Below are 20,395 nucleotides of genomic sequence, written 5' to 3' on the forward strand. Positions count from 1 at the left end.
CATATAACTGTAACAATACGGATGAAGAATTCACGCCAATCCCATGTCTTTCGCACGTTCAATATGAATTATCCGCTGCTCAATCGCGAGCTAGGCATCCTTGCGTTCAATGAACGCGTGCTCGCCCAGGCAGCCGATCCGGCCACGCCACTGCTCGAACGCCTGCGTTTTGTCTGTATCGTCAGTAGCAATCTGGATGAATTCTTCGAGATCCGCGTCGCCGGGCTCAAGGAGCAGATGCGCGAAAATCCGGGCATGCTCACGCCCGACGGCATGACTTTTCAGCAAGTTTACACGCAAGTCTGTTCCCGGGCACAGGCGCTCGTGGAAAAGCAGTACGCCATGTTCGGCAGCCTGATGCCCGCGCTCGAAGCCGAAGGCATCGCCTTTCACCCCTCCGGCCAGTGGAACGACGCCCAAGTCGAATGGGCGCGCGACTACTTCATGCGCGAACTGGTGCCGGTGCTCACGCCCATCGGGCTCGATCCGGCACACCCCTTCCCCCGTGTGCTCAACAAGAGCCTGAACTTCGCCGTCGAACTCGAAGGGAAAGACGCCTTCGGACGCGATGCCGAGCTCGCCATCGTGCAAGCCCCGCGCGCCCTGCCCCGTCTGGTCCCCATGCCCGCGCCGCTCGCGCCGTTGCCCAACAGCTTCGTGCTGCTCAGCTCGCTCATGCTGCGCTTTGCCAGCGAACTGTTCCCGGGCCTCACCGCCAAGGGCTGCCACCAGTTCCGCGTCACCCGCAACAGCGACCTGTTCGTCGACGAAGACGAAATCACGAACCTGCGCACCGCGCTGCAAGGCGAACTGCCTGCGCGCCACCTCGGTGACGCCGTGCGTCTGGAAGTCGACGCCGGGGCGCCTGCGCGGCTTGTGCGCCGCCTGCAAACGGAATGCGGCCTGACCGACTCGGACTGCTATCGCGTGAAGGGTCCCGTGAATCTCGTGCGTCTGATGCCGCTGCCCGAGATGGTCGACCGTCCCGACCTGAAGTTCGCACCGTTCGTCCCGGCACTCCCCAAACGCATGATCGCGTCGCCCGCCATGTTCGATCTCATCGATCAGGGCGATGTGCTGTTGCACCACCCCTACGACAGCTTCCAGCCCGTGCTGGAACTGCTGCTACAAGCGGCACGCGACCCTGACGTCGTGGCCATCAAGCAGACCATCTACCGCACCGGTAACGAGTCGTCGCTGATGGACGCGCTCATGGAAGCCGCGCGCAACGGCAAAGAAGTGACGGTGGTCGTGGAACTGCTTGCACGTTTCGACGAAGAAACGAACATCAACTGGGCCGCACGCCTCGAAGCCGTGGGTGCGCACGTCGTGTATGGCGTGGTCGGCCACAAGTGCCACGCGAAGATGCTGCTGGTCGTGCGCCGCACACATCAGGGCAAGAAGACGTTCCTCAAGCGCTACGTTCACTTGGGCACGGGGAATTACCACCCGCGCACGGCTCGCCTGTACACCGACTTCGGCTTGATGACGGCCGACGAGAAGCTCTGCGCCGACGTGCATGTGGTCTTCCAGCAGCTCACCGGCATCGGGCGGCAGACGCAGTTGCATGGCCTCTGGCAGTCGCCATTCACCATGCACACGCACTTGCTCGAAGCGATCCGCCGAGAGACGGAGGCGGCCACCGCTGGCAAGAAGGCCCGCATCATCGCGAAGATGAACGCGCTGCTCGAACCGACCATCATCGCCGAGTTGTACAAGGCGTCGCGCGCGGGCGTGAAGATCGATCTCATCGTGCGCGGCGTGTGTTCGTTGCGCGCAGGCGTGCCGGGGCTCTCGGAGAACATCACCGTGCGCTCGATCGTCGGACGTTTTCTCGAGCACCATCGCATCTACTACTTCTATTCGCACGGTGACGAGCAGGTCATGCTCTCGAGCGCCGACTGGATGGAGCGCAACTTCTTCCGTCGCGTGGAAGTCGCGTTCCCGGTGCACGACAAGCGGCTCAAGGCGCGCGTGATTCGCGAAGGTTTGATGGTGCACCTGCGTGACAACACCGCCGCGTGGCTGATGCGCCCGGACGGCAGCTATCTGCGCCGTCGGGCAGGCAAGAAGCCCTTCAACAGCCAATTGGCGCTGATGCAGGAACTCACGCAGTACGTGCAGACGGGGAACTGATCCTGCGAGCACAACAAAAAAGGCGTCTGACCATCCAGTCAGACGCCTTTTTTACATGGCTCGATGGCCAGCGATGCTCAGCCGTTAGCCGCCACATTCGGTGTCGCAGCCACCGGCATATCCACCGGTGCCCGGTGGACAACCCGCGACGGCGGGAAGTGGATGCTGAACGTGCTGCCACGCCCTTCCTCGCTCGTCACCTTCAGGTCGGCCTGATGGCGCGTGAGCACGTGCTTGACGATCGCCAGCCCGAGCCCAGTGCCGCCCGTGTCGCGCGAACGGCTGCGGTCGATACGATAAAACCGCTCGGTCAGACGCGGGATATGCTCCGGCGGGATGCCCAGCCCCGAATCGATGACCGTGAAGCGCGCACCACCATCGTCGGTCGCGCTCCAGTCGATGCAAATCTTGCCGCCCTGCGGCGTATAACGCACCGCGTTGCTCACCAGATTGATAAACGCGCTGTGCAGCTCGCCTTCCGCGCCGCGCACGTCCAGCCCTTCCGCATGCGTGACTTCGATCGAGTGCTGCCCCTGCGAGAGCCCCTCGGCGTCGCTGCGCAGGGTGCGCATCTGCACCCCCATATCGATGCGCTCGTCAGACGGCGGCTTGCCGCTGCCTTCAAGCTTGGCGAGCGTGAGCAGGTCGTTCACGATGCTTTGCATGCGTGACGCCTGCAACCGCATGATCTCGACGTAACGCTGAATCTCGTCGGCCGACAGCGGCAGTTCACCCACTGTTTCCAGAAAGCCTGAGAGCACCGTCAGCGGCGTTTTCAACTCGTGCGAGACGTTGGCCACGAAGTCGCGACGCATGGCGTCCGTGCGCTCCAGATCGGTCACGTCCAGCGAGATGATCAGCTTGCGATTGTCGCCATACGGAAACACCTGCATCGAGAGCACGTTGTTCCGCTTCACGCCCATGTGCTGCATGATCAGCGCCTCGTCGTAACGCTCCGACGAGAGGTAGTGCACAAAGGCCGGCGTGCGCAGCAGATGCGTGATTTGCTGACGCAGATCGCGCTTGGCGTCGATGCCGAAATGCGTCTCGGCAATCGCGTTGCACCATTCGATCTGGTTATGCTCGTCGAGCATGATCACGCCGTTGGGAGACGCCTGAATAGCTTGAATAAAGCGCGCGTGCTGCTGCTCAACCTGCTTGACCTGGTTGTGCCAGCGCTTGGCGAGCTTGTGCAGCCGGTAATAGATTTCGCCCCACAGCCCGAGTGCGCTCGGCACTTCGCCGTAGACAGGAGCATCGAGCAAACGCCAGAGACGTTGCGCGTGATAGACGTTGAAGAAAAGCTGAACCACCAGCAGAACGATGGCGGTGATATAACCTGCGCGCGCGCCGAGAAGCCAGCCCACGCCCACGGAGATGGCCGCTTGCAGAATCAGGAACGCCAGCGCACGGGCCCAAATGATATTCATAGACGATGCACAGGGGTTTGCCGCCGCGTTTGCCGGGACTGGCAGGGCCGATACGACGCCCCAGCGTCATGCCAAGCCATGCAAGCCACGGTGAAAACGGCGGCTGACGGCGCCGACGGCGCACGTCAGGGGTCACTTCTTAGCGCTTTCGGCGCCTTATGCCACCTTATGGCACCTTAAACCGACTTCGTGAGACGGTAGCCGCTGCCGCGTACGGTCTCGATCATAGCATCGTGGCCCGCCGGCTTGAGCGCGGCGCGAAGACGCTTGATATGCACGTCGACCGTGCGCTCTTCGACAAACACGTGGTCGCCCCACACCTGATCGAGCAGTTGCGAACGGCTATGCACGCGCTCCGGGTGGGTCATGAAGAAGTGCAGCAAACGGAATTCCGTCGGCCCCAGATCGAGCTTGATGTCGCCGCTCGTCTGATGGCTCGTCACACGATGCGTCGCCGGGTCGAGCTTCAGACCGTTCACGCTCACCACGTCTTCCGTCAACTGCGGCGCGCGGCGGCGCAACACCGCCTTGATGCGCGCCATCAGTTCCTTCGGCGAGAACGGCTTGGTGACATAGTCGTCGGCACCGATCTCCAGCCCCATCACCTTGTCCTGCTCTTCGCTGCGCGCGGTGAGCATGATGATGGGCACGTGCTTGGTGCGCTCGTTCGCTCGCAATTCGCGCGCGAACGTCACACCGGACTTGCCGGGCAACATCCAGTCGAGCAGAACGAGATCCGGCAGGACGTCGCTAATCAGCGTAAGCGCCTGCTCGGCGTTGTACGCCCGGATCGGATAGTGACCCGCATGTTGCAGATTAACGGAGATCAGCTCGGAAATCGCCGGCTCGTCTTCCACGATCAGAATGCTGCTGGGCATCGGTTGCCTCTCAAACCTTCAGTAATGTCGAGCTTGTTATTCGCCTTGCACTTTGCGCTGCAAATCTTCGCGCGAAATGTGCCGGACGTCGGTGCCCTTGACGATGTAAATGATGAATTCTGCAATGTTCTTCGCGTGGTCGCCGATACGCTCGATGGCCTTGGCGATGAACAGGAAGTCCAAACCCGCCGAGATGGTGCGCGGGTCTTCCATCATGTACGTGACCAATTTTCGCACGAAGCCACGGAATTCATTGTCGATGGCCTTGTCGTCGCGCACGATTTCGGCCGCGGCCACGATGTCCAGACGCGCAAAGGCGTCCAGCGTACGACGCAGCAACTGCGCCGCCATCTCGCCCGAGAGCTTGATTTCGGCGAAATTCACGCTCTGTGCCGCACCGTCTTCAAGCAGGTGACGCGTGCGCTTGGCAATCTTCTCGGCCTCGTCGCCAGCGCGCTCGAGGTTGGTGATGGTCTTCGAGATCGAGAGCAGCAGGCGCAGGTCGCGCGCGGTCGGCTGACGGCGCGCAATGATCTTGCTGCACTCTTCGTCGATCTCGACTTCCATCGTGTTGAGACGATGCTCGTTGGCGATCACTTCGTCGACCAGACCGCGATCGAACCCGATGAGGCCCTGCATGGCCGTCACGATCTGCGATTCGACCAAGCCGCCCATCTCGAGGACGCGCGAGCAAACCTGATTCAGGTCGGAATCGAACTGGCTGGAAAGATGTTTATCGTTCATATCGCAGGTTTCCTCGTGGAGATCAACCAAAACGGCCGGTGATGTAGTCTTCGGTTTCTTTACGGTCCGGCTTGATGAAGATCTTCTCGGTTTCGCCGAATTCGATCAGTTCGCCCAGATACATATACGCCGTGTAGTCCGAGCAGCGTGCCGCTTGTTGCATGTTGTGCGTGACGATCACCACGGTGTAGTCGTCCTTGAGCTCAGCAATCAGCTCTTCGATACGGCCGGTGGAAATCGGGTCGAGCGCCGAGCACGGCTCGTCGAGCAACAGCACTTCCGGACGGATGGCAATGCCGCGCGCGATGCACAGACGCTGTTGCTGACCGCCCGACAGGCCGTAGCCCGACTGTTGCAGCTTGTCTTTCACTTCGCTCCACAGCGCCGCCTTGGTCAGCGCCCACTCCACGCGATCGTCCATTTCCGAGCGTGAGAGCTTCTCGAACAGGCGCACGCCGAACGAGATGTTGTCGTAAATCGACATCGGGAACGGCGTCGGCTTCTGGAACACCATGCCGACCTTGGCGCGCAGCAGCGCGATGTCCTGCTTCGAAGTCAGCAGGTTTTCGCCGTCCATGTTGATTTCGCCCTCGGCGCGTTGCTCCGGGTACAGGGCGTACATCTTGTTGAACGTGCGCAGCAGCGTCGACTTGCCGCAGCCCGACGGGCCGATAAAGGCCGTGACCTTGCGATCGGGAATGCGCAGGTTGATGTTCTTGAGCGCGTGGTATTTCTCGTAGAAGAAGTTCAGGTTCTTGACTTCGATCTTCGAGGGCAGCTTGATTTCTTGTGTCGGATTCGTCATGGTCTGTCTCAGCCGTCAGGTATGCGTTGTGTCGTCGCGTAGGGTGTTGTCGCGTTCGTTTATTTCTTCGCGAACAGCGTGCGCGCCAGAATGTTCAGGAACAGCACACCAAGGGTGATGATGAACACGCCCGCCCAAGCGAGCGCCTGCCACTCTGCAAACGGGCTCATGGCGAATTTGAAGATCGTGACCGGCAGGTTGGCCATCGGCTGATTCAGGTTCATCGACCAGAACTGGTTCGAGAGCGCCGTGAACAGCAGCGGTGCCGTCTCGCCAGCGATACGTGCCACCGCCAGCAACACGCCCGTCACGATACCGGCCATCGACGCCTTCAACGTGATCTTCACGATAATGCGCCACTTCGGCGTCCCCAGCGCAAAGGCCGCTTCACGCAGGTTGTTCGGCACGAGCTTGAGCATGTTCTCGGTCGTGCGAATCACGATCGGCACTTGCAGCAGCGCGAGCGCGATGATGCCCGCCCAGGCCGAGAAGTGGCCCATCTGTGCCACCACCAGCGCGTAGACGAACAGACCGATCACGATCGACGGGGCCGACAGCAGAATGTCGTTGATGAAACGCGTGATGCTCGCGAGCCACGACTTCTGACCGTATTCCGCCAGATACACACCGGCGAGAATGCCCAGCGGCGTGCCGATGACCGTGGCCAGGCCAACCATCACCAGACTCCCGGCAATGGCGTTGGCGAGGCCCCCGCCTGCCGTGTTCGGCGGCGGCGTCATTTCAGTGAACAGCGACAGCGACAAGCCGCCGATGCCCAGCGAGAGCGTGGTGTAGAGAATCCACAGCAGCCAGATCAGGCCGAAGGCCATCGCCGCGAGCGACATTGCGATCGCGAAGATGTTCTTGCGGCGGCGGTAGGCTTGCAGCCGCACGCGGGTAAAGGCGTCGGTGGGCTTCACGTCTGGCGTTTCCAATTCGAGCGCTTGTTGGGTCATTTATTTACCTTCGCCCTTTTCGAGGCGCAGCAGCATCAGCTTGGACAGCGCCAGCACCACGAAGGTGATGAAGAACAGAATCAAGCCGAGTTCCATCAGCGCCGAGGTATGCAACCCCGGGCCGGCTTCGGCGAATTCGTTGGCGAGCGCCGAGGTAATGCTGTTACCCGGCGAGTACAGCGAAACGTTGTCGAGCAAGTTCGTGTTACCGATGACGAAAGTGACCGCCATGGTTTCGCCCAGGGCGCGGCCCAGACCGAGCATCACGCCACCGATCACACCCGTCTTGGTGAAGGGCAGCACAACGCGCCACATCACTTCCCAGGTGGTGCAGCCGATGCCGTAGGCCGACTCTTTGAGCAGCACGGGCGTGACTTCGAACACGTCGCGCATCACCGAGGCGATGTACGGAATGATCATGATCGCGAGGATCACGCCGGCCGGCAAAATACCGATGCCCAGCGGCGGGCCTTGGAACAGCGCGCCGATCACAGGCACGTTGCCGAGCAGGCCTTGCAGCGGTTTCTGGAAGTACTGGCTGAAGATCGGTGCGAAAACCAGCAGACCCCACATCCCGTAGACGATGCTCGGAATGGCGGCCAGCAGCTCGATGGCGGTGCCCAGCGGGCGACGCAGCCATACGGGCGAGAGTTCAGTGAGGAACAAGGCAATGCCGAAGCTGACCGGCACGGCGATCAGCAGCGCGATGACCGACGTAATGATCGTGCCGTAGATCGGCACCAACGCGCCGAACTGTTCTGCGGGAGGATCCCAGTCCTTCGTCCACAGAAAGGCAAAGCCGAACTTCTGAATGGATGGCAGTGCGCTCACGATGAGCGACACGATAATGCCACCGAGCAGGAGCAATGTGATGACAGCGGCACCGCGGGCGAGCATTGCGAAAAGAATATCGCCAGCGGAAGACGGAGCCCGCTGCGTAGCGGTTCCCGGCGTTGCGAGGGGGCTGGTGGCTTCTGCCATGATGTCGTCTCTTTCGTGAGACGCGCCGCCAGCCGTTGCCGGATCGAACATCAGGCGGCGGCGCGGGCGGCGCGGATAAAGCAATTCTGGAGCCCCGCACTACGCCGTGAGGCGTGGCACGGGGCCGGGCTGGCGTCTTAGATGCCGGCCTTGTTGGCCGAATCGGCCACCTTCGCCTTCCAGCCGGCGCGGATTTGCTTCAGGACGTCTTCCGGCAGCGGAATGTAGTCCAGTTCCGTGGCGGTCTGGTTGCCGTTCTTGAACGACCAGTCGAAGAACTTCAGCACTTCGGCGCTTTGCGCTTCCTTGCCGCTGTCAGCCTTCTGATGCAGCAGCACGAACGTGGCTGCCACGATCGGCCACGACTTTTCGCCCGGCTCGTTCGTCAGAATTTGGTAGAACGTCTTCGACCATTCGGCGTGACCGGCAGCCGTCTTGAACGTTTCGGCGGTCGGCTCGACAACCTTGCCAGCGGCGTTCGTGAGCGACGTGTACGTCAGCTTGTTCTGCTTGGCGTAGGCCGATTCCACGTAGCCGATTGCGCCCGGCAGACGTTGCACGAAGGCGGCGACGCCGTCGTTGCCCTTACCGCCCGTACCCGTCGGCCAGTTGACCGTCGTGCCTTCGCCAACCTTGCTCTTCCACTCGGCATTGACCTTCGAGAGGTAGTTCGTGAACACGAAGCTCGTGCCCGAACCGTCGGCGCGGCGAACCACGGCGATGTCGGTATCCGGCAGCTTGACCTTCGGGTTCAGCTTGGCGATGGCCGGATCGTTCCACTTCTTGATCTTGCCCAGGTAGATGTCGCCGAGCAGTTCGCCCGACAGGACCAGCTCGCCCGGCTTCACGCCCGGCACGTTGATCACCGGCACGATGCCGCCAACGACCGTCGGGAATTGGAACAGGCCTTGCTTAGCCAGTTCTTCGTCCGTCAGCGGGGCGTCCGAACCGGCGAAATCGACGGTCTTGGCCTGAATTTGCTTGATGCCGCCCGAGGAACCGATGCCCTGGTAGTTGACCTTGTTCGAGGTCGCCTTCTGGTATGCGTCGGCCCACTTCGTGTAGATAGGAGCGGCAAACGTGCTACCGGCGCCGGTAATCTCGCCCGCAATCGCGCCCGCGGCGAACAGTGCGCCAGCCAGGCCGGCAATCGCAGTCTTCATCAGCTTCATGGATCTCTCCGAGTTGGTGTGTACAGCGTGTGGATGGCTCGAAGAATAGAGTCCGAATGTGACAATCATGTGTCATTTCCGGATATTCACAACGAAGCTGTCACATGAGAGACGCGGAAATGTCATATTCCCAGCGAGATTTTCGGTGGGATTTATTTTTGAGAAAGTGAGTATTGGCGCGGGTTTCGGAGCAATCCCAAGGTCAAACCGCCTGTGTGACAGGGGGCGCGACAGGATGTGTCAATACCGTGACAGTGTCGGAATTGGTCTTACGACGCTCGGCAGGACTGTCACAAATGTGACAGCGGCTGAGAGGATTCCAAAGATGGGAATGATGGCATTTGTCTCCGCCGGTACCGTCTTGGCGCCCCCATCGCCGCCCTCTTAACCTCCCTATCGGTCTGCGTCGCGCAATAAAAAAGCCACCGGAGCGGTGGCTTTTTCAATGGCTTCAGCGTGCTTTGCCTCAGGTGGCCTGCTTCACGATGTTGGCCAGATGCTGCGCAAACGACGTTGCCTGCGACTCGTCGCGCGCCTCGACCATCACGCGCAGCACCGGCTCCGTGCCTGACGCGCGAATCAACACACGCCCTGTGTCGCCCAGCTTCGCTTCGATGGCCTCGCGCTCGGCAGCCAGACGCGTATCGGCCTGCCAGTCGTACCCCGGTGCCGTTCGCACATTGATCATATGTTGCGGGAACAGACGCAACCCATCGAGCAGCTTGGCTAGCGGCTGGTTATCGGCGCGGCGAATGGCGGCGAGCACTTGCAGTGCCGAGACGATGCCGTCGCCGGTCGTGTGCTTGTCCAGACAAAGGATGTGGCCGGAGCCCTCCGCGCCGATTTGCCAGCCGTGCTTATACAGTTGCTCGAGCACATAACGGTCGCCGACCTTCGCCCGCACGAACGGCACGCCCAAACGCTTGAGCGCCACCTCGACGGCCATATTGGTCATCAACGTGCCGACCGCACCCGAAACGCCGCTGTGACTTAGACGATCCTTCACCAGCAGATAGAGCAATTCGTCGCCGTTATACAGGCGGCCAGCCCCATCGACGATCTGCAAGCGATCGGCGTCGCCATCAAGTGCCACGCCGAGATCGGCGTGATTCGCTCGCACGGCACGCATCAGCGCGTCGGGCGAGGTGGCGCCGCAGTCTTCATTGATGTTGAAACCATTCGGCTGATTGCCGATGGCAATGACTTCTGCCCCCAGCTCGTGAAACACGTGCGGAGCGATGTGATAGGCCGCGCCATTGGCGCAGTCCACCACGATCTTCATGCCGCGCAAGTCGAATTCGTTCGGGAACGTGCTCTTGCAGAACTCGATGTAGCGCCCAGCGGCATCGTCCAGGCGACGGGCCTTGCCCAACTGCTCGGAGCGCACACAGCTCATCGGATTGTCGAGTTCGGCCTCGATCTGCAATTCGGTCTGGTCCGGCAACTTGTTGCCGTTGGCAGAGAAGAATTTGATGCCGTTGTCGTGATACGGATTATGCGAGGCGCTGATCACCACGCCCGCAGCCAGACGCAGCGCACGCGTCAGGTAAGCAACGGCAGGCGTAGGCATCGGGCCAGCCATCATCGTATCGACGCCGGCAGCAGCAAAACCGGCTTCGAGCGCCGCCTCAAGCATGTAGCCCGAAACGCGCGTGTCCTTGCCGATCAGCACGGTGGGACGGCCCATCGTCTGATTGCCCGCCAGCACCCGGCCGGCGGCGTAGCCCAAGCGGAGCACGAACTCCGGTGTAATGGGACCCTCGCCCACCGTGCCGCGAATCCCATCGGTGCCAAAATAGCGTCGTTTCATTGTTGCGTCGTTCCCAGGTGATGCGTCGCGCCGATGGAGAGTCCCGGCGTGCGCTTCATTTGTTATTGCGTTGCGTTATTTCGTTGTGCGTGGATTCTCGCCACCAAGCGATGCCAGCGCCAGCTGACATTTTTGACCGTACGCGTCCCCAATTCGGCCCACTGCCGGTATCCGCCGATCTGCAAAGCCCTGCACCGACCTGCGTCGAACGGCACGCCGTGAAACTACTCCGCGTTCCGTACGGCTTGCCAGACTTTGAGCGCGTCGACCGTTTCGGCCACATCGTGCACACGCACGATCGCCGCACCCCGGTCGGCAGCACACATGGCCGCAGCCACACTGGCCACACGACGCTCCATCGGCGTCTGCCGTCCCGTGATTTCACCGAGCATGCGCTTGCGCGACATGCCGACAAGCAGGGGCAAACCATCGCGAGACAACACGCGCAGGTGCTTAAGCAAGGCGAGATTATGCGCAAGATTCTTGCCAAAGCCGAATCCCGGGTCGAGATATAGACGTTCCGGCGCAACACCTGCCGACAACATCGCGTCGACACGGCCATCGAGAAATGCCGCGACTTCGGTCACCACATCGGTGTAAATGGGGGCGTCCTGCATCGTTTTCGGGTCGTGCAGCATGTGCATGATGCACAGCGCCGCCTCGCTCTCACGCACGGCGTCGACGGCTCCCGGTTGCTGGAAACCCCAGATGTCGTTAATCATGTCCGCGCCGGCAGCCAGTACCGCGCGCATCACACCCGGCTTATAGGTATCGACGGAAAGCGGAATGCCGCAGTCCCGCAGCGCTTCGACGATCGGCACCACGCGATCCAACTCTTCGGACTCCGGCAGCGCCTCGGCGCCGGGGCGGGTCGATTCACCGCCGATGTCCAGAATGTCCGCACCATCGGCGATGAGTTGCTCGGCATGGCGAAGCGCGGCGTCACGAGCGGCAAACTTGCCGCCGTCCGAGAACGAATCAGGGGTGACGTTGAGAATGCCCATGACGTGCACACGCCGTGCATCCAGTCGGAAACGCGCCCCCAGTGCCAACGTTTCGGGCAACGCTCGCGGCGAAGCGTCGGCGGCGTCGACGAAAGGCACGTCGTCAGGCGAGACTGGGGAGGATGGCAGTTCAGTGGACATTCGAAATTCTTAGCTCGTTAGCTCGGTAAAGCCTGAAATTGGGGTGCCTGAGTGAAGCCCCTCAGAACGCCTTAGCGCCCCTCTACACCACGTATGGCCGTAATGTTACCGGATTCACTTCACGTTTCGACCGCGGAAACACTCGGTAACACCGAATTTCGGATTTCGTGAAGCTGGCGGCCTGGCGACAATTTCAGTGCGGCAATGCAAAAAGGCCGGCGATTTGCCGGCCTTTTTGCGGGTTACTGCTTGATATTGCTTGAATCGATGTCGTTCAACTCACCGATCGACATCCGATTTAGACGGTTGCCGGCGTGTTGCTCGGCTTGAGCGGCGGGTTGCCACCCGACGCGCCGCCACTCGACGGACCATTCTTCGGAGGACGCGGCGGGCGGCCTTCCATGATGTCCTTAACTTGCTCGGCGTCGATCGTTTCCCAGTCCATCAGGGCCTGAGTCATCGTTTCGACCTTGTCTCGGTTGTCTTCCAGCAGCTTGCGAGCCAGTGCGTACTGTTCGTCCAGAATGCGGCGAACTTCTGCGTCGACCTTCTGCTGCGTGGCTTCCGACACCGACTTAGCCGACATGCGGCCGAACATCGAGTCCTGCTCGGTATCGACGTAGACCATCGGGCCCAACGCGTCCGACATGCCGTAACGGGTCACCATGTCGCGCGCCAGCTTCGTAGCACGCTCGAAGTCGTTGGAAGCGCCCGTCGACATCTTGTTCAGGAACACTTCTTCGGCTGCACGACCGCCAAACAGCATGGCGATCTGGATGAGCATCGTGTCGCGATACTCGGAGTACTTGTCGTGCTCCGGCAACTGCATCGTCACGCCCAGCGCCCAGCCGCGCGGAATGATCGTCACCTTGTGCACCGGATCGGCGCCCGGCAGCGACATCGCCACCACTGCGTGACCCGACTCGTGGTAAGCCGTCGCCTTGCGCTCTTCATCGCGCATGACAGCCGACTTACGCTCCGGACCCATGAAGATCTTGTCCTTCGCATCTTCGAAGTCGAGCATCTCAACGATGCGCTTGTTGCGACGTGCGGCGAACAGTGCGGCTTCGTTCACGAGGTTCGCAAGATCGGCACCCGACATCCCCGGCGTGCCACGCGCGATCACCGAAGCGTCGACGTCGTTGGAGATCGGCACCTTGCGCAGGTGAACCTTCAGAATTTGTTCGCGGCCACGGATATCCGGCAGACCGACGTAGACCTGACGGTCGAAACGGCCCGGACGCAGCAGCGCCTTGTCCAGCACGTCCGAACGGTTGGTCGCAGCAATCACGATGACGCCCGAATTAGCTTCGAAACCGTCCATCTCGACGAGCATCTGGTTCAACGTCTGCTCGCGTTCGTCGTTACCGCCGCCCATACCGGCGCCACGATGACGGCCGACCGCGTCGATTTCGTCGATGAACACGATACACGGCGACTGCTTCTTGGCGTTTTCGAACATGTCGCGGACGCGGGCAGCACCCACACCGACAAACATTTCAACGAAGTCCGAACCGGAAATGCTGAAGAACGGCACCTTCGCTTCGCCAGCAATGGCGCGCGCCAGCAACGTCTTACCGGTCCCCGGCGGGCCGACCAGCAGCACACCGCGCGGGATACGACCGCCCAACTTTTGGAATTTCTGAGGATCTTTCAAGAAATCGACGATTTCGCCGACTTCATATTTGGCTTCGTCGCAGCCCGCGACGTCAGCAAATGTGACCGGATTGGCATTCTCGTCGATGAGACGCGCGCGGGATTTGCCGAAGGAGAAGGCACCACCCTTACCGCCGCCCTGCATCTGCCGCATCATGTAGAACCAGAAGCCGATGATCAGCAGCGTCGGTCCAAGATAGTAGAGCGCGGACATCAGCACGTTCGGCTCGTCGTCGGCCTTACCCGAGACTTGCACGCCGTACTTCATGAGATCGCCCACCATCCAAATGTCGCCCGGCGACACGATGCTGTATTTCTGGCCGTCGCTCGGCGTCACCTGAAGGCTACGCCCTTGCACTATCACGTTCTTGATTTTGCCGTTCTTGGCATCGTCCATGAACTGGGAGTACGTCACGCCCTCCTGGACGTGCGGCTTGTCGAACTGTTTAAAAACAGTAAACAAGACCAGCGCGATGACTAACCACACCGCCGCTTTGGAAAACATATTATTGTTCAAAGCGTTGCTCCTTCATGAAATCGCTTCGCGCCAGGAATTCATTCTAATCCACTCGCAGGCGCACCGCCATAGTGATTCTTTACCGCCACCATAGCGCCAGTGCGCTGGTTTGACGGGCATCAAGCCGGATTTTTCAAACCCCGACCCAGAATGAAAGTTTCGGAAGATTTGTCGCGGGACGCCTTGGGCTTGCGCGGCGCCACGGTTTTGAACTGGCGTTTGAATTTTTCGACAATTTGGCTATAGCCACTGCCGTGGAAACATTTGACCAGTAACGCCCCTTCCGGTTTCAAGTGCCGTTGAGAGAAATCCAGCGCGAGATCGCAAATATGCTCGATCCGCGCCGCATCTGCCATCGCGACACCTGACAAATTGGGGGCCATGTCCGAAAGTACAAGGTCTACTTTGCGTCCCGCCACAATTTCTTCGAGCTGCGCGAGCACGCTGTCTTCGCGGAAGTCGCCTTGCAGGAAAGTCACGTCAGCAATCGGGTCCATCGGCAGGATATCCAGCGCGATGATCGTGCCATTGATGCCGCCGTCGGCGCGCTTACCCGCCGCAAGCTTGTTGCGGGCGTACTGACTCCAACTGCCCGGGGTTGCCCCCAGGTCGACAATCACCTGACCGGGCTTGATCAGCCGGTCCTGCTCATCGATCTCCTTGAGTTTGTACGCTGCGCGGGCCCGATAGCCCTCTCGCTGCGCCATTTTGACGTAGGGATCGTTGATGTGATCGTGCAGCCAAGCGTGGCTGAAACGGTTTTTTGCCATAATTCTTCAAAAACACTGCGAATTTGCAGGATAATACGCCCTTGCGCGCCCAAAATGCTGAGTCGGACCTGCCCCTGGCAGAAGCTCCGGCACCCGCCATCAGGCGCATTCTTCTTCGTTTGTCTCGTTTGTCTCTCGTCTGTCTTCTATGTCTGCTTTGACCCTGACCCCGGCGCAACGCGCCGACCTGCGCTCCGCCGCCCATGCGCTGAACCCCGTCGTTCTGATCGGCGCCGACGGCTTGACGCCTGCGGTGCTCAAGGAAATCGACGGCGCCCTGAAGGCCCACGAACTGATCAAAGTGCGTGTCTTCGGTGACGAACGCGACGCGCGCATCGCCATTTACGAATCCATCTGCGACCAACTCGGTGCAGCGCCGGTACAACACATCGGCAAACTGCTCGTGTTGTACCGTCCGACTCCGGACGAAGACGACACCCCGGTGCGCGCACGTACCGGTGGTACCGGCGCAACGGTCAAGGGCCGCGCACCGCGCACCGTGACGGTCGTCAAGAACAGCCCAAACTCCGGGCGCCGCCCCGCCGTCAAGAAGGTGACCGTGCGCGGTAACGAGCGCATGACCGCCGGCGGTATCGTCAAGAAAGCCAAGAAGCGTCAGACGAGCGTCAAGCGTCAGCGTAACGACTAATTCGGACTGACGGCGGCCGAAGCACACGCAACACCGCTTCGCCGCAGACTGGGACAGTGGTTCGTTTTCACAATTCCACTCGCCCCTAAAAACAACGCGCCCGCACAATGTCGGGCGCGTTTTTTATTGGGCAGCGAGGCAAAACAATCGATAGGATTGCCCGCCCTCGCCGCCTGCGGTATTTATCCGCGCACGGGCTGGCGCCAGATCAACGCCACGCCCAGCAAACTCTGCAACAAATAAATGGCACTGGAAATGCCGTGCAACATGCCGAAGCGCGCGGCAAAAGGCGATTGCCCGATTTCCACGCCGGAAGCTTCTGCCGCCGCCCGCAATTCCGCCATGAACGGCTGCAATGCGAACCAGCTGATCAGCACGCAAACCATCATCGCCACCGCCAGCCAACGCAGGCTGCGATAGCGTTTTGCGGCCTGTTCATCGGCGCTGCGCGACACCAGCGCCGTCGCCAGCCAGACCAACAGCACGCCGCAAACGAGGCTCAGCCACGCCTGCGTGTGAAAAAGTCGGCCCGCGACTGTGCCGGCCATCGTGCGCGATTCCAACACTGCGAACAGCGTCGGCGCGACGATGTAGCCGATAGCCCATTGGCTGCCGCACCAGAGCGTTGCCACCATCCGGAACAACCGTTCCAGTCTGGGTGCGCCCTGGGTCGACGCCACGGAAGACGTCATCTCAGACGTAGCGGACATCGATGATCTCGTACTCACGCACGCCGCTCGGGGCCTGCACTTCGGCCACATCGCCTGCATGCTTGCCAATGAGCGCACGCGCGATCGGCGAACTCACCGAAATCTTGCCGTGCTCCAGGTCTGCTTCGTCGTCGCCGACGATTTGATACAGCACCGTGCCGCCGTTATCGAGATCTTCAAGTTCGACGGTCGCGGCGAAGACCACGCGGCCTTCGGCATCAAGTGCCGCCGGGTCGATGATCTGCGCAGCCGACAGCTTCGATTCGAGGTCCTGAATGCGACCTTCGATGAAACCCTGCTTTTCCTTGGCGGCGTCGTATTCGGCATTTTCCGACAGATCGCCTTGCGCACGGGCTTCCGAGATCGCAATGATCACGGCCGGACGCTCAATGGTCTTCAGGCGGTGCAGCTCATCCTTGAGCAGCTCGGCGCCCCGCTTGGTCAGAGGAATGGTACTCATGCGCGTTGTTCCGAAAGACAAAAAAATTGCCGCAGCAAAGCCGCATTCGCACTTTTTGCGAACGCCGCTTGACCGCGGCTGTGACACCTATATGGCGTAAGTGTAGCAGACTTGCCGTAGCTGCCAATCCAGTCACGCGTCGGGTTTCGACCGGTGACGAATCGCGCGGCAATCCGCCTCACATAATGCATTTGGCGCGTAGGCCAGGGATGGGTTCCCGAGACTACGCGCCATTTTTTGCGACATCGCCCGATGCGGCCTGAACCGCGCCGGGCTTATCGCCTGTGGCTATCCCGCCACTCCCCGCCGATTACGACTGTGCGGGCAGTTGAGCGTGCAGGCTTTGCAGGTCGTAGACCTCCAGGTTCTGCAAGTACTTCAGACCTTCCACCGCAGCGCGGGCGCCCGAGATCGTCGTGTAGTACGTGACCTTGTGCGCTTGCGCCGTCATGCGGATCGAGCGCGAGTCGGCAATCGCCGTACGCGTTTCGTCCACCGTGGTGAACACCAGAGCAATCTCGCCGTTCTTGATCATGTCGACAATGTGCGGACGGCCGTCCTTCACCTTGTTGACCACGCGCACCGGGATGCCAGCGGCTTCAATCGCCGCCGCCGTGCCGCGCGTCGCGACAATCGGGTAACCCAGCGCGTGCAGCATGCGGGCCACTTCGACCGCGCGCGGCTTGTCCGCGTCCTTGACCGTGAGCAGCACCGTGCCCGACGCAGGCAGACGCGAACCCGCAGCCAGTTGCGACTTGAAGAGCGCTTCGCCGAATGTACGGCCCACGCCCATCACTTCACCCGTCGAGCGCATTTCCGGTCCAAGCACCGGGTCGACGCCCGGGAACTTCACGAACGGGAACACGGCTTCCTTCACGCTGAAGTACGGCGGCGAGACTTCGCTCGTCACGCCTTGCTCCTTGAGCGTCTGACCGACCATCGCACGTGCGGCGATCTTGGCCAACTGACGGCCGGTGGCCTTCGAGACGTACGGCACCGTACGCGATGCACGCGGGTTCACTTCGAGCACGTAGATCGTGTCGACGCCGTTGCCTTGTTGAATCGCGAACTGCACGTTCATCAGGCCGACCACGTTCAGCGCGCGCGCCATTGCAGCCGTCTGACGCTTGAGTTCAGCGACCGTTTCCGCCGACAGCGAGTACGGCGGCAGCGAGCAGGCCGAGTCGCCCGAGTGCACGCCGGCTTGTTCGATGTGCTCCATCACGCCGCCGATATAGACATCGGTGCCGTCCGAGATGCAGTCGACGTCGCATTCGATCGCGTCGTCGAGGAAGCGGTCGAGCAGCACCGGGCTGTCGTGGCTCACCTTGACGGCTTCGCGCATGTAGCGCTCGAGATCGCGCGGCTCGTGAACGATTTCCATCGCACGGCCACCCAGCACGTACGACGGACGCACCACCAGCGGGTAGCCGATTTCGCTAGCCAGCTTGAGCGCTTCGTCTTCGGCACGTGCCGTACGGTTCGGCGGCTGACGCAGGCCCAGATCGTGCAGCAGCTTCTGGAAACGCTCGCGGTCTTCAGCAGCGTCGATCATGTCCGGGCTGGTGCCGACGATGGGCACGCCGTTCGCTTCCAGATCGAGCGCGAGCTTCAACGGGGTCTGACCGCCGTACTGCACGATCACGCCAACCGGCTTTTCGAGGTCGACGATTTCCAGCACGTCTTCAAGCGTCACCGGCTCGAAGTACAGACGATCCGACGTGTCGTAGTCCGTCGACACAGTTTCCGGGTTGCAGTTGACCATGATGGTTTCGTAACCATCGTCGCGCAGCGCCAGCGCAGCGTGCACGCAGCAGTAGTCGAACTCGATACCCTGACCGATACGGTTCGGGCCGCCGCCGAGCACCATGACCTTCTTCTTGTTGGTCGGCTGGGCTTCGCACTCTTCCTCGTAGGTCGAGTACATGTAGGCGGTGTTCGTCGAGAATTCCGCGGCGCAGGTATCCACACGCTTGTAGACCGGGCGCACCTTCTGTGCGATACGGGCCTTACGCACGGCAGTTTGATCGGTGCCGAGCAGCTTGGCCAGGCGGCGATCCGAGAAGCCGCTTTGCTTCAGGAAGCGCAGCTCTTCGGTGCTCAGGCTTTCCAGCGTGCGACCGTTGAGGGCCTTTTCCTTATTGACGATGGCTTGCAGTTGCGCGAGGAACCACGGGTCGATCGCCGTCTCGGCGTAGACCTCTTCGAGGCTCATGCCCAGGCGGAATGCGTCGCCCACGTACCAGATACGGTCTGGGCCCGGCTCGCCGATCTCGGCCACGATCTCGTCGCGGTCGGTCGACTTTTCGTCCAGACCGTCCACGCCGACTTCCAGACCGCGCATGGCTTTCTGGAACGATTCTTGGAACGTGCGGCCCATGGCCATCACTTCGCCGACCGACTTCATCTGCGTGGTCAGGCGCGTATCGGCTTCGCGGAATTTCTCGAAGGCGAAACGCGGCACCTTGGTCACGACATAGTCGATCGTCGGTTCGAACGAGGCCGGGGTGGCACCGCCGGTGATCTCGTTGCGCAACTCGTCGAGCGTGTAGCCGATGGCCAGCTTGGCAGCGATCTTGGCGATCGGGAAGCCGGTCGCCTTCGATGCCAGTGCCGACGAACGCGACACACGCGGGTTCATTTCGATGACGACCATACGGCCGTCCTTCGGGTTGATCGAGAACTGGACGTTCGAGCCGCCCGTCTCCACGCCGATTTCGCGCAGCACTGCCAGCGATGCGTTACGCAGCAGTTGGTATTCCTTGTCGGTCAGCGTCTGTGCCGGTGCCACGGTGATCGAGTCACCGGTGTGCACGCCCATCGGGTCGAGGTTTTCGATCGAGCAAACGATGATGCAGTTATCGGCGCGGTCGCGCACGACTTCCATCTCGTATTCCTTCCAGCCCAGCAGCGACTCTTCGATGAGCAGCTCACGCGTAGGCGAGAGGTCGAGACCGCGCTTGCAGATCTCTTCGAATTCTTCGCGGTTGTAGGCGATACCGCCGCCCGAGCCGCCCAGCGTGAACGACGGGCGAATCACCATCGGGTAGCCGCTGCCACCGATGTCGGCGGTGATTTCCGCTTGCACGGCGAGCGCTTCTTCCATCGAGTGCGCGATGCCCGACTTGGCCGAACCGAGACCGATCTTGGTCATCGCGTCCTTGAACTTCAGACGGTCTTCCGCCTTGTCGATGGCTTCCGGCGACGCGCCGATCAGCTCGACCTTGTACTTGTCGAGCACGCCATGCTTGTGCAGGTCGAGCGCGCAGTTCAGCGCGGTCTGGCCGCCCATGGTCGGCAGAATGGCATCCGGGCGCTCCTTGGCGATGATGCGCTCGACGACTTCCCACGTGATCGGTTCGATGTAGGTCACATCGGCCGTATCCGGGTCGGTCATGATCGTGGCAGGGTTGCTGTTGATCAGGATGACCTTGTAGCCTTCCTCGCGCAGGGCCTTACAGGCCTGTGCGCCGGAATAATCGAACTCGCATGCCTGACCGATGATGATCGGGCCGGCGCCGATGATGAGGATGCTCTTAATGTCTGTGCGCTTTGGCATAACGTTCTCAACAAAAA

16 protein-coding genes are annotated in these 20,395 nt (G+C 61.1%); 2 read left to right on the top strand and 14 right to left on the bottom strand.

Features of this window, described 5'->3' with window-relative positions; all coding sequences use genetic code 11:
* Positions 1 to 21: 21 nt before the first annotated feature.
* Positions 22 to 2,136 carry a polyphosphate kinase 1 gene (gene ppk1, locus PPN31114_RS20555; protein ID WP_150681376.1) on the top strand — a complete coding sequence of 705 codons (2,115 nt, stop codon included), beginning with the start codon at positions 22 to 24 and terminating at the stop codon, positions 2,134 to 2,136.
* A gap of 77 nt (positions 2,137 to 2,213) precedes the next feature.
* On the opposite strand, the gene phoR is transcribed toward ppk1, so the two are convergent.
* The 11 genes from phoR to PPN31114_RS20610 form a co-directional block, all read right to left on the bottom strand.
* On the bottom strand, positions 2,214 to 3,566 hold the full coding sequence (gene phoR, locus PPN31114_RS20560) for a phosphate regulon sensor histidine kinase PhoR (RefSeq protein ID WP_150681377.1): 1,353 nt from the start codon (positions 3,564 to 3,566) through the stop codon (positions 2,214 to 2,216).
* Positions 3,567 to 3,742: 176 nt separating this feature from the next.
* The gene (gene phoB, locus PPN31114_RS20565; RefSeq protein ID WP_058377916.1) at positions 3,743 to 4,444 is read right to left on the bottom strand and encodes a phosphate regulon transcriptional regulator PhoB; all 702 of its coding nucleotides are present in this window, start codon (positions 4,442 to 4,444) and stop codon (positions 3,743 to 3,745) included.
* 36 nt (positions 4,445 to 4,480) lie between these two features.
* Positions 4,481 to 5,188 carry a phosphate signaling complex protein PhoU gene (gene phoU, locus PPN31114_RS20570; protein WP_150681378.1) on the bottom strand — a complete coding sequence of 236 codons (708 nt, stop codon included), beginning with the start codon at positions 5,186 to 5,188 and terminating at the stop codon, positions 4,481 to 4,483.
* A 22-nt stretch (positions 5,189 to 5,210) separates the two neighbouring features.
* Complete coding sequence (gene pstB / locus PPN31114_RS20575) at positions 5,211 to 5,993, bottom strand: phosphate ABC transporter ATP-binding protein PstB (RefSeq protein ID WP_087686764.1); 783 nt, start codon at positions 5,991 to 5,993, stop codon at positions 5,211 to 5,213.
* A 59-nt stretch (positions 5,994 to 6,052) separates the two neighbouring features.
* Positions 6,053 to 6,949 carry a phosphate ABC transporter permease PstA gene (gene pstA / locus PPN31114_RS20580; protein ID WP_150681379.1) on the bottom strand — a complete coding sequence of 299 codons (897 nt, stop codon included), beginning with the start codon at positions 6,947 to 6,949 and terminating at the stop codon, positions 6,053 to 6,055.
* Entirely contained in the window at positions 6,950 to 7,930 is a 981-nt protein-coding gene (gene pstC, locus PPN31114_RS20585; protein WP_150681380.1) for a phosphate ABC transporter permease PstC, read from the bottom strand.
* A 137-nt stretch (positions 7,931 to 8,067) separates the two neighbouring features.
* The gene (pstS, locus tag PPN31114_RS20590; RefSeq protein ID WP_150681381.1) at positions 8,068 to 9,102 is read right to left on the bottom strand and encodes a phosphate ABC transporter substrate-binding protein PstS; all 1,035 of its coding nucleotides are present in this window, start codon (positions 9,100 to 9,102) and stop codon (positions 8,068 to 8,070) included.
* Between the two features lie 466 nt (positions 9,103 to 9,568).
* Entirely contained in the window at positions 9,569 to 10,912 is a 1,344-nt protein-coding gene (glmM, locus tag PPN31114_RS20595) for a phosphoglucosamine mutase (protein WP_150681382.1), read from the bottom strand.
* Positions 10,913 to 11,136: 224 nt separating this feature from the next.
* Positions 11,137 to 11,916, bottom strand: coding sequence for a dihydropteroate synthase (gene folP / locus PPN31114_RS20600; protein ID WP_246182699.1), 780 nt, complete (start codon positions 11,914 to 11,916; stop codon positions 11,137 to 11,139).
* A 439-nt stretch (positions 11,917 to 12,355) separates the two neighbouring features.
* On the bottom strand, positions 12,356 to 14,230 hold the full coding sequence (ftsH, locus tag PPN31114_RS20605; protein ID WP_150681383.1) for an ATP-dependent zinc metalloprotease FtsH: 1,875 nt from the start codon (positions 14,228 to 14,230) through the stop codon (positions 12,356 to 12,358).
* 119 nt (positions 14,231 to 14,349) lie between these two features.
* Complete coding sequence (locus tag PPN31114_RS20610; RefSeq protein ID WP_150681384.1) at positions 14,350 to 15,000, bottom strand: RlmE family RNA methyltransferase; 651 nt, start codon at positions 14,998 to 15,000, stop codon at positions 14,350 to 14,352.
* Between the two features lie 148 nt (positions 15,001 to 15,148).
* On the opposite strand from PPN31114_RS20610, the gene yhbY reads away from it, so the two are divergent.
* A complete protein-coding gene (gene yhbY, locus PPN31114_RS20615) occupies positions 15,149 to 15,649 on the top strand; it encodes a ribosome assembly RNA-binding protein YhbY (RefSeq protein WP_150681385.1) in 501 nt (166 codons plus the stop codon).
* A 182-nt stretch (positions 15,650 to 15,831) separates the two neighbouring features.
* On the opposite strand, the gene PPN31114_RS20620 is transcribed toward yhbY, so the two are convergent.
* The 3 genes from PPN31114_RS20620 to carB form a co-directional block, all read right to left on the bottom strand.
* The gene (locus PPN31114_RS20620) at positions 15,832 to 16,359 is read right to left on the bottom strand and encodes a DUF4149 domain-containing protein (protein ID WP_150681386.1); all 528 of its coding nucleotides are present in this window, start codon (positions 16,357 to 16,359) and stop codon (positions 15,832 to 15,834) included.
* Positions 16,343 to 16,819, bottom strand: a complete 477-nt coding sequence (greA, locus tag PPN31114_RS20625) for a transcription elongation factor GreA (RefSeq protein ID WP_058377905.1) — start codon at positions 16,817 to 16,819, stop codon at positions 16,343 to 16,345. The genes PPN31114_RS20620 and greA overlap by 17 nt, the downstream gene beginning before the upstream one ends.
* A gap of 310 nt (positions 16,820 to 17,129) precedes the next feature.
* Positions 17,130 to 20,378, bottom strand: a complete 3,249-nt coding sequence (gene carB, locus PPN31114_RS20630; RefSeq protein WP_150681387.1) for a carbamoyl-phosphate synthase large subunit — start codon at positions 20,376 to 20,378, stop codon at positions 17,130 to 17,132.
* Between the last annotated feature and the right edge of the window lie 17 nt (positions 20,379 to 20,395).

Origin of the sequence: Pandoraea pneumonica (assembly GCF_902459645.1) — a bacterium.
In the GTDB taxonomy this organism is placed as follows: Bacteria; Pseudomonadota; Gammaproteobacteria; order Burkholderiales; family Burkholderiaceae; genus Pandoraea; species Pandoraea pneumonica.

Bases quoted from the DNA above. Each gene is read 5' to 3' on its own strand.
- ppk1 (WP_150681376.1), top strand. From the start codon at position 22: ATGAAGAATTCACGCCAATCCCATGTCTTTCGCACGTTCAATATGAAT.
- glmM (WP_150681382.1), bottom strand. From the start codon at position 10,912: ATGAAACGACGCTATTTTGGCACCGATGGGATTCGCGGCACGGTGGGC.
- greA (WP_058377905.1), bottom strand. From the start codon at position 16,819: ATGAGTACCATTCCTCTGACCAAGCGGGGCGCCGAGCTGCTCAAGGAT.
- folP (WP_246182699.1), bottom strand. From the start codon at position 11,916: ATGGGCATTCTCAACGTCACCCCTGATTCGTTCTCGGACGGCGGCAAG.
- pstA (WP_150681379.1), bottom strand. From the start codon at position 6,949: ATGACCCAACAAGCGCTCGAATTGGAAACGCCAGACGTGAAGCCCACC.
- phoR (WP_150681377.1), bottom strand. From the start codon at position 3,566: ATGAATATCATTTGGGCCCGTGCGCTGGCGTTCCTGATTCTGCAAGCG.
- pstC (WP_150681380.1), bottom strand. From the start codon at position 7,930: ATGGCAGAAGCCACCAGCCCCCTCGCAACGCCGGGAACCGCTACGCAG.
- carB (WP_150681387.1), bottom strand. From the start codon at position 20,378: ATGCCAAAGCGCACAGACATTAAGAGCATCCTCATCATCGGCGCCGGC.
- phoB (WP_058377916.1), bottom strand. From the start codon at position 4,444: ATGCCCAGCAGCATTCTGATCGTGGAAGACGAGCCGGCGATTTCCGAG.
- pstB (WP_087686764.1), bottom strand. From the start codon at position 5,993: ATGACGAATCCGACACAAGAAATCAAGCTGCCCTCGAAGATCGAAGTC.
- PPN31114_RS20620 (WP_150681386.1), bottom strand. From the start codon at position 16,359: ATGTCCGCTACGTCTGAGATGACGTCTTCCGTGGCGTCGACCCAGGGC.
- phoU (WP_150681378.1), bottom strand. From the start codon at position 5,188: ATGAACGATAAACATCTTTCCAGCCAGTTCGATTCCGACCTGAATCAG.
- pstS (WP_150681381.1), bottom strand. From the start codon at position 9,102: ATGAAGCTGATGAAGACTGCGATTGCCGGCCTGGCTGGCGCACTGTTC.
- yhbY (WP_150681385.1), top strand. From the start codon at position 15,149: ATGTCTGCTTTGACCCTGACCCCGGCGCAACGCGCCGACCTGCGCTCC.
- PPN31114_RS20610 (WP_150681384.1), bottom strand. From the start codon at position 15,000: ATGGCAAAAAACCGTTTCAGCCACGCTTGGCTGCACGATCACATCAAC.